The 14,111-nt window shown below is 60.4% G+C and carries 12 protein-coding genes; 7 read left to right on the top strand and 5 right to left on the bottom strand.

Annotated elements, in window-relative coordinates; all coding sequences use genetic code 11:
- The first annotated feature begins 9 nt into the window (after positions 1-9).
- On the top strand, positions 10-2,019 hold the full coding sequence (locus BFP95_RS08575) for a CocE/NonD family hydrolase (protein ID WP_065882510.1): 2,010 nt from the start codon (positions 10-12) through the stop codon (positions 2,017-2,019).
- 83 nt (positions 2,020-2,102) lie between these two features.
- Positions 2,103-3,038, top strand: coding sequence for a LysR substrate-binding domain-containing protein (locus tag BFP95_RS08570; protein WP_065872622.1), 936 nt, complete (start codon positions 2,103-2,105; stop codon positions 3,036-3,038).
- Positions 3,039-3,041: 3 nt separating this feature from the next.
- Here the strand turns inward: BFP95_RS08570 and BFP95_RS30015 are convergent, their stop codons facing one another.
- The 3 genes from BFP95_RS30015 to BFP95_RS08560 all read right to left on the bottom strand — a co-directional run bounded on the left by BFP95_RS30015 (position 3,042) and on the right by BFP95_RS08560 (position 6,246).
- Positions 3,042-3,164, bottom strand: coding sequence for a hypothetical protein (locus BFP95_RS30015; RefSeq protein WP_256530446.1), 123 nt, complete (start codon positions 3,162-3,164; stop codon positions 3,042-3,044).
- A gap of 110 nt (positions 3,165-3,274) precedes the next feature.
- Entirely contained in the window at positions 3,275-4,441 is a 1,167-nt protein-coding gene (locus tag BFP95_RS08565; RefSeq protein ID WP_065882512.1) for a catalase family protein, read from the bottom strand.
- On the bottom strand, positions 4,438-6,246 hold the full coding sequence (locus BFP95_RS08560; protein ID WP_065872620.1) for a di-heme-cytochrome C peroxidase: 1,809 nt from the start codon (positions 6,244-6,246) through the stop codon (positions 4,438-4,440). The genes BFP95_RS08565 and BFP95_RS08560 overlap by 4 nt, the downstream gene beginning before the upstream one ends.
- Before the next feature lie 258 nt (positions 6,247-6,504).
- Between BFP95_RS08560 and BFP95_RS08555 the strand changes: the two genes are divergently transcribed.
- From BFP95_RS08555 to BFP95_RS08540, 4 genes are all read left to right on the top strand, one after another.
- A complete protein-coding gene (locus BFP95_RS08555; RefSeq protein ID WP_049709171.1) occupies positions 6,505-7,236 on the top strand; it encodes an FKBP-type peptidyl-prolyl cis-trans isomerase in 732 nt (243 codons plus the stop codon).
- 457 nt (positions 7,237-7,693) lie between these two features.
- Entirely contained in the window at positions 7,694-8,152 is a 459-nt protein-coding gene (locus tag BFP95_RS08550) for a YkvA family protein (RefSeq protein ID WP_065872619.1), read from the top strand.
- Positions 8,153-8,246: 94 nt separating this feature from the next.
- The gene (locus tag BFP95_RS08545) at positions 8,247-8,585 is read left to right on the top strand and encodes a helix-turn-helix domain-containing protein (RefSeq protein ID WP_065872618.1); all 339 of its coding nucleotides are present in this window, start codon (positions 8,247-8,249) and stop codon (positions 8,583-8,585) included.
- Positions 8,582-8,953 carry a hypothetical protein gene (locus BFP95_RS08540; protein WP_005786715.1) on the top strand — a complete coding sequence of 124 codons (372 nt, stop codon included), beginning with the start codon at positions 8,582-8,584 and terminating at the stop codon, positions 8,951-8,953. Before BFP95_RS08545 ends, BFP95_RS08540 begins: the two co-directional genes overlap by 4 nt.
- Here BFP95_RS08540 and BFP95_RS08535 read toward each other — a convergent pair.
- Both BFP95_RS08535 and BFP95_RS08530 read right to left on the bottom strand, forming a co-directional pair.
- Positions 8,950-10,719 carry a bifunctional diguanylate cyclase/phosphodiesterase gene (locus BFP95_RS08535; protein ID WP_065872617.1) on the bottom strand — a complete coding sequence of 590 codons (1,770 nt, stop codon included), beginning with the start codon at positions 10,717-10,719 and terminating at the stop codon, positions 8,950-8,952. The genes BFP95_RS08540 and BFP95_RS08535 overlap by 4 nt on opposite strands.
- Positions 10,720-10,837: 118 nt before the next feature.
- Positions 10,838-12,919: a carboxy terminal-processing peptidase gene (locus BFP95_RS08530; RefSeq protein ID WP_175403007.1), complete on the bottom strand. Its 2,082-nt coding sequence runs from the start codon at positions 12,917-12,919 to the stop codon at positions 10,838-10,840.
- Between the two features lie 138 nt (positions 12,920-13,057).
- Between BFP95_RS08530 and BFP95_RS08525 the strand changes: the two genes are divergently transcribed.
- Complete coding sequence (locus BFP95_RS08525) at positions 13,058-14,020, top strand: zinc-binding dehydrogenase (protein ID WP_065909848.1); 963 nt, start codon at positions 13,058-13,060, stop codon at positions 14,018-14,020.
- Positions 14,021-14,111 lie beyond the last annotated feature (91 nt).

Raw genomic sequence — 14,111 nt, 5'->3', positions numbered from 1 at the left:
GAGTTACTGATGGAAATCGTCACTGAATTTGCTTACACCGTGCGCGAAATCGAGCACTGCCTGATCCCCTTGAAGGACGGTACCCAACTGGCCGCCCGCCTCTGGTTGCCGGAAGTCGCCGGCCTGCAAACCTTCCCGGCGATCCTGGAATACCTGCCGTACCGCAAACGCGACGGCACCGCCGTACGCGATGCGCTGACCCACCCGTGGATGGCGGGGCAGGGCTATGTGTGTGTGCGGGTGGACATGCGGGGCAACGGTGAATCCCAAGGTTTGATGGCCGATGAATACCTGCTGCAGGAACAGGAAGACGCCCTCGAAGTGATCGACTGGCTGTGCCAGCAACCCTGGTGCGACGGTAATGTCGGCATGATGGGCATCTCCTGGGGCGGCTTCAACGGGCTGCAAGTCGCGGCGCGCCAGCCCGAGGCGTTGAAGGCGATCATTACCCTGTGCTCCACCGATGATCGCTTTGCCGACGACATCCATTACAAGGGTGGCAATCTGTTGATGGAGAACTTCGGCTGGGCCGCCACCATGCTCAACTTCAGCGCGGCGGTGCCGGATCCTTTGCTGGTGGGCGACGACTGGAAACACCTCTGGCACCAACGCCTGGACGCCATGCCGTTGCTGGCGGAAACCTGGCTGCAACACCAGACCCGCGATGACTATTGGCGCCATGGCTCGGTGTGCGAGGACTATTCGAAGATCAAGGCGGCCGTGTATGCAGTGGGGGGCTGGGGCGATGCCTACCGCAACACCGTTTCGCGCCTGATGCAAAACCTACCGGGCCCGAAGAAAGCCATGATCGGTCCTTGGATACACAAGTACCCGCATTTCGCCGTGCCCAACCCGGCCATCGGCTTCCTGCAAGAGGCCAAGCGCTGGTGGGATCATTGGCTCAAGGGCATCAAAAACGGGGTGATGGATGACGCATCTTGCACTTTTTACCTACAGGATATTCTGCCGCCGAAGGGCAGTTATGCCGAGCGGCCGGGGATCTGGGTGCAGACCTCCGGCTGGCCGGATCCGCAGGTGCAATGGGCGGATTTCAGCCTCGGCGAACAGGGCCTGAGTGCAGGCTCACTGCCGTTGGCGGCGCCGCGCAGCATCTGCTCGCCGCTGACCACCGGCCTGCACCAAGGCGAATACTGCGCCATTTGGTTTGGCCCCGATGGACCGACGGATCAACGTCGTGATGACGCCAACTCGCTGTGCTTCGACTCCCCGCTGCTGACCGAGCCGCTGGCGTTGCTCGGCGATGCACGTCTTAAGTTGCGCCTGGCAAGTGACACCGCCTGTGGTCAATTGGTCGCCCGGCTGAATGCGATAGCGCCGGACGGGCAAGTCACGCAGATCAGTTACGGTGTACTCAATCTCACACTGCGTGAGGATTTTTCCCAGGTAACACCTGTAGTCCCCGGTGAACCCATGGACGTGCAGTTAACCCTCGACCACATCGGCATGCGCCTGCCCGTCGGCTACCGTTTGCGTCTTGCCCTGAGTACCGCGAGTTTCCCGTTACTGTGGCCGAGCCGTGAGTTGACCACTCTGACGTTGCTGCCGAGCCTGCAAAGCCTGCAACTGCCGATATTCAAAGGCGAGGCGGTGGACTGCCCGTTCGAAGCGCCGCAGTCGGCTACGCCGGTGGCGATGGAAGTCCTACGCGCCGCTGCGCCGAAACGCACCTTGATCGAAGACGTGGGCAGTGGCGAAGTCTGCGTGAAAATCGAAGATGACTTGGGTTCGGTGCGTTTTACCGACCACGGCCTGTCGGTGGACCAGCGTTGCACCGAGCAATACCGCACTTTGCCCTGGGATCCGCTGTCGACGCGGGCCGATATCGAATGGCACTACCGAGTCGGCCGCGACCAGTGGGCCGTGGAGGTGGAAAGCCAATTGAGCGTGCACGCCGACGCCGAGTGGTTCTACATCGAAGCGGAGCAGACCGCCTGGGAAAACGGCCAGTTGGAACACCGTCGGCAATGGAGTAAACGCGTGGCCAGGGTCGCACTCTGAGCAGGCAACTGGCAGGATGCTTGCCAACGTGATCTCTGCGGGCCTGGGGTAACCTGGGCCCGTCATTGCCAATGGACTTGCTCATGTCGCGCCGAAACGTCGATCTTCCTCCCCTCAATTGCTTGCAGACCTTCGAAGCGGCGGCCCGCCATTTGAGCTTTACCCAGGCGGCCCATGAATTGAACTTGACCCAGAGCGCGGTCAGCCGCCAGGTCAAACGCCTCGAAGAAGACCTGGCCCGCCCGCTGTTTTATCGGCTGGCCCAGGGCTTGAGCCTGACACCCGCCGGGGTGCGTTATTTTCGTACTGTCCAACGCCTGTTGCGCGAGCTTGACCGCGAGTCCGCCGAGTTGCGCAGGCGCGGTGCCGATCGCCAGTTGACCCTGGCCAGTACGCCCACCATCAGCTCTATCTGGCTGGCCGGTCTGTTGCCGCAGTTCCAGCGAGACCATCCGGACCTGGATATCCGCGTCCTGTGCAGCGAAAGCCCCAGCCATCTGGATGTCAGCGAATATGACCTGGGTTTGTTCTATCACTTGGATGAAATGGCCGCGCCCCACGGCCTTGAGCTGTCGCCGGTGTTCGACAGCGAACAGGTCATCACCGTGTGCAGCCCCGGTTACCTTGAGCGCCACGGCCCGATTCGCGACCTGCATCATCTGTTGCACGCGCACACCTTGCTGATCGTGGAAGACCATCACCACGACTGGCTGACGTGGGCCGACTGGTTTGCGGATGCGGGTGCCGATTACTACTCGCCGCGCCATGCCTTGCGCACCAACAGCTATCAACTGTTGATGCAATCGGCGGTGATGGGCCACGGCGTCGCCCTGGGGTGGAAGCGCTTGCTGGAAAGCGACCTCGACTCCGGGCGCCTGCAAACGGCCTTGCCCCACAGCATGCACAGTCGCGGCCGCTTGCACCTGATGCAGCCGCATCATCGCAATCCACCCGCGGCGGTGCGCAGTTTTCGTCAGTGGTTGCGGGCCCGTACCGAAGAGGCTGGGCTCGCTGGCTGAAGGTCAGTGCTGACCGGTTTTTTTCTTTTTGATCTGGCGCGTCGCCAGGTGTTCGAAGCAAAAAGACGCGGTGCCGAACACGGCGATCAGGGTGAGTACGATCATGCCGAGGGTTGAGCCTTCCACGGTGATTTCCTACGGGTGATGGGGTAGGTACTCACGGTAGAGGCGGGGTGGAAATGGCTCAATAGACCCGACGCAATCCTTACGCCGTCGGGTCCATTGTTACGCATTCTTTATGGCGCGTTGCGGCTGTGGCGGTAATCGCTGACCGCTTCATACACGGCTTTGCGCAAACGGTTGATACCGCCGATGGGGCGGTGCTCCGCTACGCCAAACCAGGGGTTGAAGGATTGGTTGTCGCACGCCAGGTTCTGCTCGGGCGTGTCGAAATCCTGCGCCGGGATATGCACCTTCGCCACGGTTTCATACGGCGCGTCGCTTTCTTTCCATTCGATGCTGGTGTCTTCGATCGGCATGAATTTCTGCGGGTTCTGGCGCTGGATCTGCAGCACGAAACACGCAGGCACGCGGTCGGTGGACAACTGCTGGCTCAAGGCGCCGCGCAGGAAATTCGGCAGGTCCTGGTTTTGTTTCGGCAGTTGATATTCCGGGCAGTTTTGCGGGTCGGGCGCGACGCGGAATTTGGCGTTGGCCGTGCCGAACTTGTAGGGTGAAACTGAAAAGTACGTAGTCTGCGTCGGGCTGGCCGGTGCGGGTGCGAGGGTCGCCAGGGCGATGAACAAGTGACGCACTTGCCAGCTGCGCGGGTCGGCCTTGGGGAAGAACGCCAGCACCTTCTTGCCGTCCGCCTGCGCGCCGATGTTCTGCGCGTACTCCGCCACATCGCTGACAAAGAAGTTCGGGTGGCTGAACATCACGAAGTCTTGTTCCGTGCGGGTCTGCTGGTCGGCCAGCAGCTGCTTGCCCGGCACATCCAGTAACTTGAGCGCCATGCCGCGGGCATCACGGATGCTGTCGAACTGCGGGTAAGCGTTGCCATTGGACAACCGCATCATCGCCTGCCAGGTCTTGCCCGGTTCGGCGAACACGCCCTGTCGCAACGCCGGGTCGAGATCGGCGAGCACACTGACTTCGGCTTTCACGCAACCGTGGGCCTTGGCGTGAGCATCACGCAGGTAGCGCGTGCCCTCGCGGTGCTGGTCGACGATGCGCACCGCCGTCTGGATGATGCCTTGGGTCATCGCCGCTTCGCCCGCTGGGATTTGCTCATCCGGTGACATCGGGCCGCTGTGTTGCCAGGCGTACCAGGCAGTCGCCGCCAGCCAACCGAGCAGGCCGAGGCCCACCAGCCACAGCAAGGTTTTGCCGAGAAATGCGCCGATGCGCAGCCAGAGGCGGCCGAGCAGGGAAGGTCGGTCGTAGGGGGATCGAATCATCATGGCAGTTGTTGCTCCAGCGGGCCGCCCAGCACTTTGAGGTATTCCAGCAGCGCCCAGCGTTCCTGCGGTAGCAGGCCACGGCCGATCACGCCATTGCCACGACTGCCGGCACGAAACTCGTGGCCGCTGTTGTGGTTGCCGGTGATTTTGGTATCGAACACAAAGGCATTCTTGAACGCACCGGTTTCAAAGCCGAGATGGCGCGGGTCGTAGTCGAAAGTGCCTTTATAGAATGTGGTGCTGCGCTCGTCCTGGGGCGAGAGCAACTGGTAGATCGTCGGCACCGAACCGTTATGCAGGAACGGCGGCGTCGCCCAGACGCCAGCCAGTGGCCGCGCCTTGTAGGCGCGCAACTCGCGTACGCCGATGGGCAGGCCGTAACCGTCCAGGCGCGGGCGCTCGGCCGGGGTCACGCCGGCGGCGCGGTAAGCATGCTCTTCGACGAAGGCAGTGACGTAAGCCAGCCCCTTGGCCACGGACATTTTTTTCAGGTCCAGTGGCTCGGTCGGCGTGGGGTGCAGTTCGACGTTGAGCGTGGCCAGTTCCGCGGGGTCCCACTGCAGGGCGCTGAGGTCGTAGCGTTGGTCGGCAATGTTGCTGGCGGTGCCGGGGTCGGTACCGATGTAGTCCACGGGCAGCATTTTAAGCTGCTGCACCGGGCGCCCGTTTTCCTGGGTGACGCTGGGCACATGGCAGCCGGCGCAGTTCTCGGCGAACAGTGTGCGGCCTTGAGCAGCGAGGGGTTTGTCGACGGCGCCGAACAGGTCCTCGGGCCAGGTCGGTGGCTTGAGGCGTTGCAGGGTTTCTTCGATCAGGTTGAGGTCGCGCACGCGGACGCTGGACGGGTAGCGCGCATCGCCCTGGAGCGGCTGGCCGGCGGCGTCGAAAAAGCCCAGCGTCGCGCCTACGCCCAGGGCTTCACCGATATTGCGCGCCATGGGTTGCTGGGCCGAGCCGTTCCATTGCACCCAGTCGAAGGTCCAGATATCCCACAATTGCGGGTAGTCCACCGGGGCGTTGGCAACGCGATAATTGTCCGGGGAAATCGCGTCGCCAAAGCTGGCGTTGGCGATACGGCCAAAGGCGTCCGTGCGGCCGGGGCCTTCTTCGGTGGGGTAGAGACCACGGTGAGTGTCGTTCCAGGCCACTTTGAGAAACTTGTTCAGGGACTGCTTGAAGTCCTCGCGCAGTTGTTTGTGCTCAGCGTCATAGCGATCTCCCAGCACTTGGCGGGCGAAGCGCTCGAACTTCCATGGGTTGTAGTAGGTAGCCGCAAGGCTGGCGACCAGGGCCTGACCGAAACTGCCGCCGCGCAAGGTTGGCACGCTGGAAGGCAACACGTGCTGGGCGGAACCGCCGTCGACACGCAGCGCCTGGTTTTTGAAGTGCAACTCGCCGGTGTGGCAGGCGGCACAGGTGATATCCAGGTACTCGACGTTGCTGCCGGCGTTCTTGTGTCGGGCGAAACCTACCGGCAGATTGCCGGGGTTTTGCGCGGTGGGCACCTGTTTGGGATCGACCAGGAAACCGAAGCGCGCCAGGTAATCCGGCGTGGCAAAACGTCGCTCGGAAAACGGCAGTTCCAGGGCGGTGAACCAGTCGTAGTGCAGGCCTTTTACTTGAGTGCCCTGGGGCGTGAAGTAATAAGTCTGGCGGTCGGCGGCACTCCATTGGTCCTGATAGTGCACCTGCTCCACGGGCACGTATTCCGGCAGCTTGGGGTTGACGGTGTAATAGAGCACCACGGCCAGTAATAGGACCAGAAGGGTGAATATCAGCAGTAATACACGGGAAAAAATGCGCAAGATGGCTATCCTTGTCTCGGTCTTGTCGAAGAGTCGTGTTGTTATGCCACTACGCCACAAGTGCGGCAAGTGGCCATGAGCTTGGTAGTAGGCGGTCCCACGATCCTTCGCGGGGCCCCATCATGAATGAAAATGCTTTTAAACACGTGAACTTATCAGAAGTTTCCTGCTCACATGCCGGTAGCCATTGGTCGTGGCCGCCTGATAAGCTCGCGACTTTATTCGAATGCCCTTTTGGCGCATGAACAAGGAAATAGCATGAAACAGCATCGGTTGGCGGCGGCGGTGGCCCTGGTTAGCCTGGTACTTGCGGGTTGTGATTCGCAGACCAGCGTAGAGCTGAAAACCCCGGCGCAGAAAGCTTCCTACGGCATCGGCCTGAACATGGGCAAGAGCCTTGCCCAGGAAGGCATGGATGACCTGGATTCCAAAGCAGTAGCCCAAGGCATCGAAGATGCCGTCGGCAAAAAAGAGCAGAAGCTCAAGGACGACGAACTGGTTGAAGCGTTTGCAGCACTGCAAAAGCGTGCTGAAGAACGCATGACCAAGATGAGCGAAGAGTCGGCAACCGCCGGCAAGAAATTCCTCGAAGACAACGCCAAGAAAGATGGCGTCGTCACCACCGCTTCCGGTCTGCAGTACAAGATCATCAAGAAAGCCGATGGCGCCCAGCCTAAGCCGACTGACGTGGTGACTGTGCACTACACCGGCAAGCTCACCAACGGCACCACCTTTGACAGCTCCGTGGATCGCGGTAGCCCGATTGACCTGCCGGTCAGCGGCGTGATCCCAGGTTGGGTCGAAGGCCTGCAACTGATGCACGTTGGCGAGAAGGTCGAGCTGTACATCCCGTCCGACCTGGCTTACGGCGCCCAGAGCCCGAGCCCGGCGATTCCAGCCAACTCCGTGCTGGTATTCGACCTGGAACTGCTGGCCATCAAGGACCCAGCCAAGGCTGAAGCCCCTGCTGCACCAGCCGCCAAGAAGTAATAGGCGCCTGAACACACAACGCCCCGTCTCGACGGGGCGTTGTTGTTTCCGGGCGCAGCATCTACATGATCTTGTAGTGAGCGGGCTTGCCCCGCGCTGGGTGGCGAAGCCGCCCCGTATCAGGCACTGAGTTCTCCAGTCTAAACTGAGGTGCCTGGGGTTTGGGCGGCTTCGCCACCCAGCGCGGGGCAAGCTACGGGCCGATGTCCACAGGCTGTGCAAATCCAAACGAACGTCCACACCTGGCAACAGTCTGATATAAAACCCGAGTATGGCTAGCCGCACAGCAACACCAAGTCAATGAAATCTTGGGTTTTTTTAATGTGCGCAAAAAACGCCCGATCTGACTGAAAGCCTTGTATATCGTGGCTTTCAGCCGATAAAAAAGGCTCTGTTCACAAGGTTATCCACAATTTGTGTGGATAACCTTTTATGTTGCCTGGAACTGGAGTGACAGATGAAACCACCCTTCAATTTCACCCGTTTCCTGCCCATGGCCGCACGCCTGCTGGGGCGTGGGCGTTTACCGACGCTGCTGTTCGCTGTCGCCGCTAAAGGCTCCAGCCAGGGCAATCGCCTGGGTAAGCTTAAGGATGACTTCAAGTTGCTACAGTCCCTGTGCCTGGCCTACTGGCGTGGCGAGTACCGCGCAATCAGTCCCAAGGCGCTGATTTCAGTTGTGGCAGGGCTGATGTATTTCCTGAGCCCGATTGACGCGATCCCGGACTTTATTCCCATGTTCGGCATGCTCGACGACATCGCCGTGCTGGCATGGGTCATGAAGACCCTGGACGGCGAACTGAGCGCTTTTCGCGCCTGGCGTGACGCTCAGCGTCCGGAAAAGCTCGCCGTGGTTGAGCGTCTGCCCGCGACGCCAGCCCTGTTGGCCAAGGAAAACCCGCAAAAAAACGGATGACGCGGCATATCCCCCTGCGACCTTTGTGGCTGTTAGGATTACACTCCTAAGGAAAGTGCTTACTCAGTAAGTGTTGTTATCCTACGGGGCAGTCATGGATATTCAGATAATTTCACGGAATGGCGAACCCGAATACGCGGTGTTGCCATGGGATCAGTACCAGGCGCTGCTAAAAGCTGCCGGTCAGCAACAACCTTCGCCACCTCCTTCTTCTACTGCCCAAGCTGCTCCCGAGCAGGATCTGCGCCTGCTCGCAGACCTGCGTGGCCTGCGCGAAGCCAAGGGCCTGGCGATCGAGACCCTGGCCCGCACCGTGGGTATCAGCCCCTCGTATCTTGGATTGATCGAAAGTGGTGAGCGCCAGCCGGATGCCGCGATCCGTCGCAGCCTGGCCTGGGAATTGGGCGTTGCAGGTTGGAGGGATGAATCGTGAGCCTACGTATCAGTCGTCAACACTGGGATGGGTTACTCAATGAACTGGACCAGGCGCGCCGCCAGCGCCATCTGCTGACTTACCGCGCGTTGCTGGAGCGTTTACAGTTCCCCACGCCGGCCATGCAAACCCTGGCCGCTGCCCTGGAACACCTGGCCGCGCTGGACGCCAAGGCCGAGCAGCCGTTGCGCAGCTCATTGGTGATCAGCCAGGGCGCCAGCCGCCTGCCGCGTACAGGTTTCTTTGAATGTGTGGAGCGCCTGGGGCGATTCAGCGGCCCATCCGACGGTGTGGCTGCGGCTTCCTGGCACGCCTCGGAAGTGGTGCGGGTATTCGAATACGAGTACCCGGAGTCTGCCGAGGCCTAGAGCGCGGGGGACAAGGTGTCCATGCTGTCGATCACATGGATGCTGTAGCCGGCGACATTCTTGGCGTGATGCTTGGCTTGCGACGCCAGCTCCGCCAACTGACTGGCATCGAGTTGTCCACAGGCCTGTGGATATAAATGCACGACACCGATGGACAGCGACAGCAGCGCAAATTCCTGACGCACGCCCTGGCGGTTCAGTGCCACGAAACAGCCGGCGTCGAGGTGTTCGGCGCGGTAGAAGCGCCGGCATTGGGTGTGGAAGTCATCCAGCAGTTGATTAAGCCGCTTGCGCCAGTCCTGCGGGCCCAGCACCAACAAAAAGTCATCGCCACCGATGTGCCCGACAAAGTCGCGGCTAGGGTCTACGCGGTCGTTCAAGCACTGCGCCAGGCACAACAACACCTCATCCCCGCGCCCGTAGCCGTAGATATCGTTGAACGGCTTGAAGCTGTCGATATCCACGTAGCAGATCACCGACTCGCGCTGTTGTTGCAGCAACCGCGTGAGGCATTGCTGGATCGGCACGTTGCCCGGTAATAGGGTGAGTGGGTTGGCGTAGCGCGCTTGCTGGATTTTCAGCTCGGTGATCAGCTTGAGTACATCGATCACTCGGCCCAAGCCCAGGTAGTCGCCATTGAGCGTAATAATGAAATCTTCTTCGATGCGTTGCCGTGCGCGGCTGGTGAGCAAGCGACTGACCTGTTGCAGGGACTGGCTCAGCTCCACCGCCAGAAAGTCGGTACTCATCAAGCGGCTGATGGGCTTGCGCGCAAACAGGTCGGTGGCGAACGGCTTGAGCAACGCATCCGACAGCGAATGCCGGTGGACGATGCCGATCGGGTGCCCGCGCCCATCCAGTACGGCCAGGGAATTGAGGTTGGCCTGACGGCGAAACGCTTCGAGCACTTGGGCGGTGGCGGTGTCTTGGTCTACCGCGGGCTGTTCACTGAGCAAGGCGCTGAGGTCACTGGCTTCATCGTTCAGTGCCACGTTGGCACTGTCGGGCTTGGGTAGCATCAGCCGCGCTTCCTGCGGCGGTTGTTCCTGCGGGCGGCAGAGCAGGTAGCCTTGGACCAAGTCGACGCCCATCTCCGTCAACACCGCCAGCTCCTCGGGCAGCTCGATGCCTTCGGCGATCACCTGGGCGCGCGAAGCCCTGGCGATTTGCAGGATGGAACCGACAAACTCACGCTTGAGCGCATCCTGATGAATGCCGTCGATGAAGTGCCGGTCGATCTTCACGTAATCCGGGCGCAACTCCGACCACAGCCGCAGGCTGGAATACCCAGCGCCCAAGTCATCCAGGGCAATCGAGAAACCCATGTTGCGGTAGTGGTGCAAGGCGGTTTGCAACAGGTCGATATCGTTGGTGGGGGTTTGCTCTGTGAGTTCGATCACCACTTGGCTCGGTGGGATGCCGAAGTCATGCAGCAGTTGCAAGGTGCGTCCCGGTTGGTGCGCGGTTTCCATCAGCGATTGTGGCGAGACGTTGAGGAACAGCTTGCCCGGTAACTTCTGCTCGCTGAAGCGCCGGCACGCACTTTCGCGGCAGGCGATCTCCAGTTCGCTGAGGCGCCCGGCCTGGCTGGCGATCGAGAAGAGGGCGACGGGGGAGTGCAGCGGGCTGTTGGACGGGCCGCGACTGAGGGCTTCGTAGCCGAGGATGCGCCGTTCGGACAGGCTGATGATCGGTTGGAACAGGCTGTGCACACTGCCTTGAGCCAGGATAGAGCCCAGTGCATTCAGCTGTTCGGTCATGGTCATGGCGATCTCAATCGAAAAAAAAGGACCGCAGGCTGGAAACCTGCGGTCCTTCATTTCACGACAGAATGATGTCTATATGATGACACTCCGAGGAGCGATCACATTAAATTGCCATCGTTTACTGCTTGGCCACCTGCTTGGTGATCTTCAGGTAGTCCAGCAGGATCCTGCCAGTCTCGGCCAGGTAGGCGTCATCTTCCGGCTTGGTTTTATCAGCTTCGGTCGGGAGCGCATCTTCGTCTTCTTTCTTCAGCTCCTTGAGTGGATCTTCACCCTTGGCCTTGCGGCGGATATTTTCCAGTACAAGCTGCTTGTTCTCGATGTCGGAGTGCTGCGCGCGACGGTCCACTTCGTTCAGGCTGACGGTTTTTTCTTCCATCAGCTTCTTGGCCAGGGCCAGCTTGTCGCGGATAAACACGAACTCGGCATCCTTGGCGGAGCGGGTGTCGTGATCAGCCTTCAACTGCGTCAGGAATGGCTTGAACGGATCCGACGCCGGCTTGATCGCAGGGCGGATGGTGTCCCACGGCATGGCTTCCGGCAGGGCGCTTTCGCCGATTTCCTTGGTGTCGATGATCGACGGGAAATCGATGTCCGGCAGTACGCCCTGGTGCTGGGTGCTCTGCCCGGAAACCCGGTAGAACTTGGCCAGCGTCAGCTTCAGTTCGCCATGGTTCAGCGGCTGGATGGTCTGCACGGTGCCTTTGCCGAAGGTCTGGCCGCCGATGATCAAGGCGCGGTGGTAGTCCTGCATGGCGCCGGCGAAAATCTCCGAGGCCGACGCCGAGAGGCGGTTGACCAGCAGCGCCATCGGGCCTTTGTAGAACGCGCCTGGGTTCTCGTCTTCGAGCACGTCGACGCGGCCGTCAGCGTTGCGTACCAACACGGTCGGGCCCTTGTCGATAAACAGGCTGGTCAGCTCGGTGGCTTCCTGCAGGGAGCCGCCGCCGTTGTTGCGCAGGTCGATGACCACGCCGTCGACTTTTTCCTTCTGCAGCTCTGTCAGGATTTTCTTAACGTCGCGGGTGGTGGACTTGTAGTCCGGATCGCCAGCACGGAAGGCCTTGAAGTCCAGGTAGAAGGCCGGGATTTCAATTACGCCCAGCTTGTAGTCCTTGCCATCCTGCTTGAGGTTGAGGACTTTCTTCTGCACGGCCTGGTCTTCGAGCTTCACCGCTTCACGGGTGATCGACACGATCTTGCTGGTCTGGTCGTTCGGCGCATTGGTGTGCGGAATCACTTCCAGGCGCACCACGCTGCCTTTTGGCCCACGGATCAGCTTGACCACTTCGTCGAGGCGCCAGCCGACCACATCGACCATCTCTTTGTCGGCCTGGGCTACACCGATGATCTTGTCAGCCGGAGCGACCTGCTTGGTCTTGTCTGCCGGACCTGCCGGCACCAGACGCACGATCTTCACCTGGTCATTGTCGCTTTGCAGGACGGCACCGATGCCTTCCAGCGACAGACTCATGTTGATATCGAAATTTTCCGCGTTATCTGGCGACAGATAATTGGTGTGCGGGTCGTAGGACATCGCGAAGGTGTTGATGTAGGCCTGGAAGATATCTTCGGCACGGGTCTGGTCCAGACGCGCCAATTGATTCTTGTAGCGCTTGGTCAACAGCTCTTGAATCGCCTTGGGTTCTTTGCCAGCGATCTTCAAACGCAGCACTTCGTCCTTGACGCGTTTGCGCCAGAGGTCGTCAAGCGCAGCGGTGCTGGTCAGCCAAGGGGCGTCCTTGCGGTCCACCAGAAGGGTTTCCTTCTGGGTGAAGTCGAGCTTGTCGACGCCTTTGTTCAACTCACCCAGGGCGAAGTCCAGACGCGCTTTGACGCGGTCCAGGTAACGCTTATAGATGGTGAAGCCAGGCTGCAGGTCGCCGCTCTTGAGGAGGTCGTCGAACTGCGTCTTCCACTTGTCGAACTCAGCGATATCGCTGGCCAGGAAGTAGCTGCGCGACGGATCCAGCAGCTTGAGGTAGCTGTCATAGATGATCACCGAGCGAGCGTCGTCCAGAGGCGGCTTGCTGTAGTGATGACGCTTGAGCAACTCGACGACGTTAAGGCTGGCAATCACCTCATCGCGATCCGGCTGAAGGTTGTCCCAGCTGTTGGCTGCGAACGTATTGGTCGACATCGACGCGAAGCCGAGACCAATGAAAAGAGCGAGGGCGGTGCTGGGGAACAAATGCTTCATGCTGATTCGACGCGGGGGCAATTGATAACGCATATTAGGCCGTCTTTGAGGGAGCCGGTTCCATATGGTCCGGTCGCATAATGCAAAAAGCCCGGCGATACAGCTACGGGCTCAGTCCAGACTCACTATGGAGGCACTGTGAAAGCATTGCAAGGCGTTGACGGTCATGTGGAGTGGTTGGAAGAACCCAGTCCTACCTGCGATGTAGGGCAAGTTCGCATTCGTGTGGCGGCAGCGGGCCTCAATCGCGCCGATTTATTACAGCGTGCGGGGCTTTATCCATCCCCGCCGGGCGCCAGCCACGTGCTGGGCCTGGAGTGTTCCGGGGTGATCAGCGAAGTGGGGGCGGGTTCATCCTGGCAAGTCGGCGACCGCGTCTGCGCGTTGCTCGCCGGTGGCGGCATGGCCGAAGAAGTGGTGGTGGATGCACGCCACGTATTGCCGGTACCGGAAGGCCTGTCGCTGATCGAAGCGGCCGCGTTGCCTGAGGTGTACAGCACGGCGTGGCTCAATCTGTTCCAACTGGCGAGCCTCAAACCCGGTGAAAAAGTGCTGTTGCACGCAGGCGCCAGCGGCGTGGGTTCCGCGGCGATCCAGTTGTGCAAGGCATTTGGCAGCCCGTGCTGGGTCAGTGTCGGCTCGGCGGAGCGCCTGGCCTATTGTGAGGAACTCGGCGCCCAGGGCGGCGTGGTGCGGACCGACGGGATCGAAGGGCTACGGGATTTCGGGCCGTTCGATGTGATTCTCGACCCGGTGGGCGGCAACTATGCGGCGCTGGACCTCAAGCTGCTGGCCCTGGATGGGCGCTGGGTGTTGATCGGTTTGATGGGCGGGCGCGACGCGCAGTTGGACTTGGCGCAGGTGCTCGGCAAGCGTATTCAACTGTTGGGCTCGACCCTGCGAAGCCGCAGTGATCAGTTCAAGGCGGACCTGCTCAGTGATTTGAGCCAGCATGTTTGGCCGTTGTTTGTTGAAGGGCGGCTGAGCCCGCAACTGGCCAAGACCTTCCCGATCGGGGATGCCGAGGCGGCGTTTGCCGAGTTGGCGACCAATCAGATTTCCGGGAAGTTGGTGGTGGTGATTGACGAGAGCCTGGCCTGATTTCAATCTCGAATTGGAATCAAATTCAAACTGTGGGAGCGGGCTTGCTCGCGAATGCGGTGTGTCAGATGAAACATTCTTTACAGAGACA

Origin of the sequence: Pseudomonas sp. 58 R 12, assembly GCF_900005865.1 — a bacterium.
Lineage (GTDB): Bacteria > Pseudomonadota > Gammaproteobacteria > Pseudomonadales > Pseudomonadaceae > Aquipseudomonas > Aquipseudomonas tritici.
Note: the sequence above shows the minus strand (reverse complement) of the source record. Positions and strands in the feature narration are given on the sequence as shown.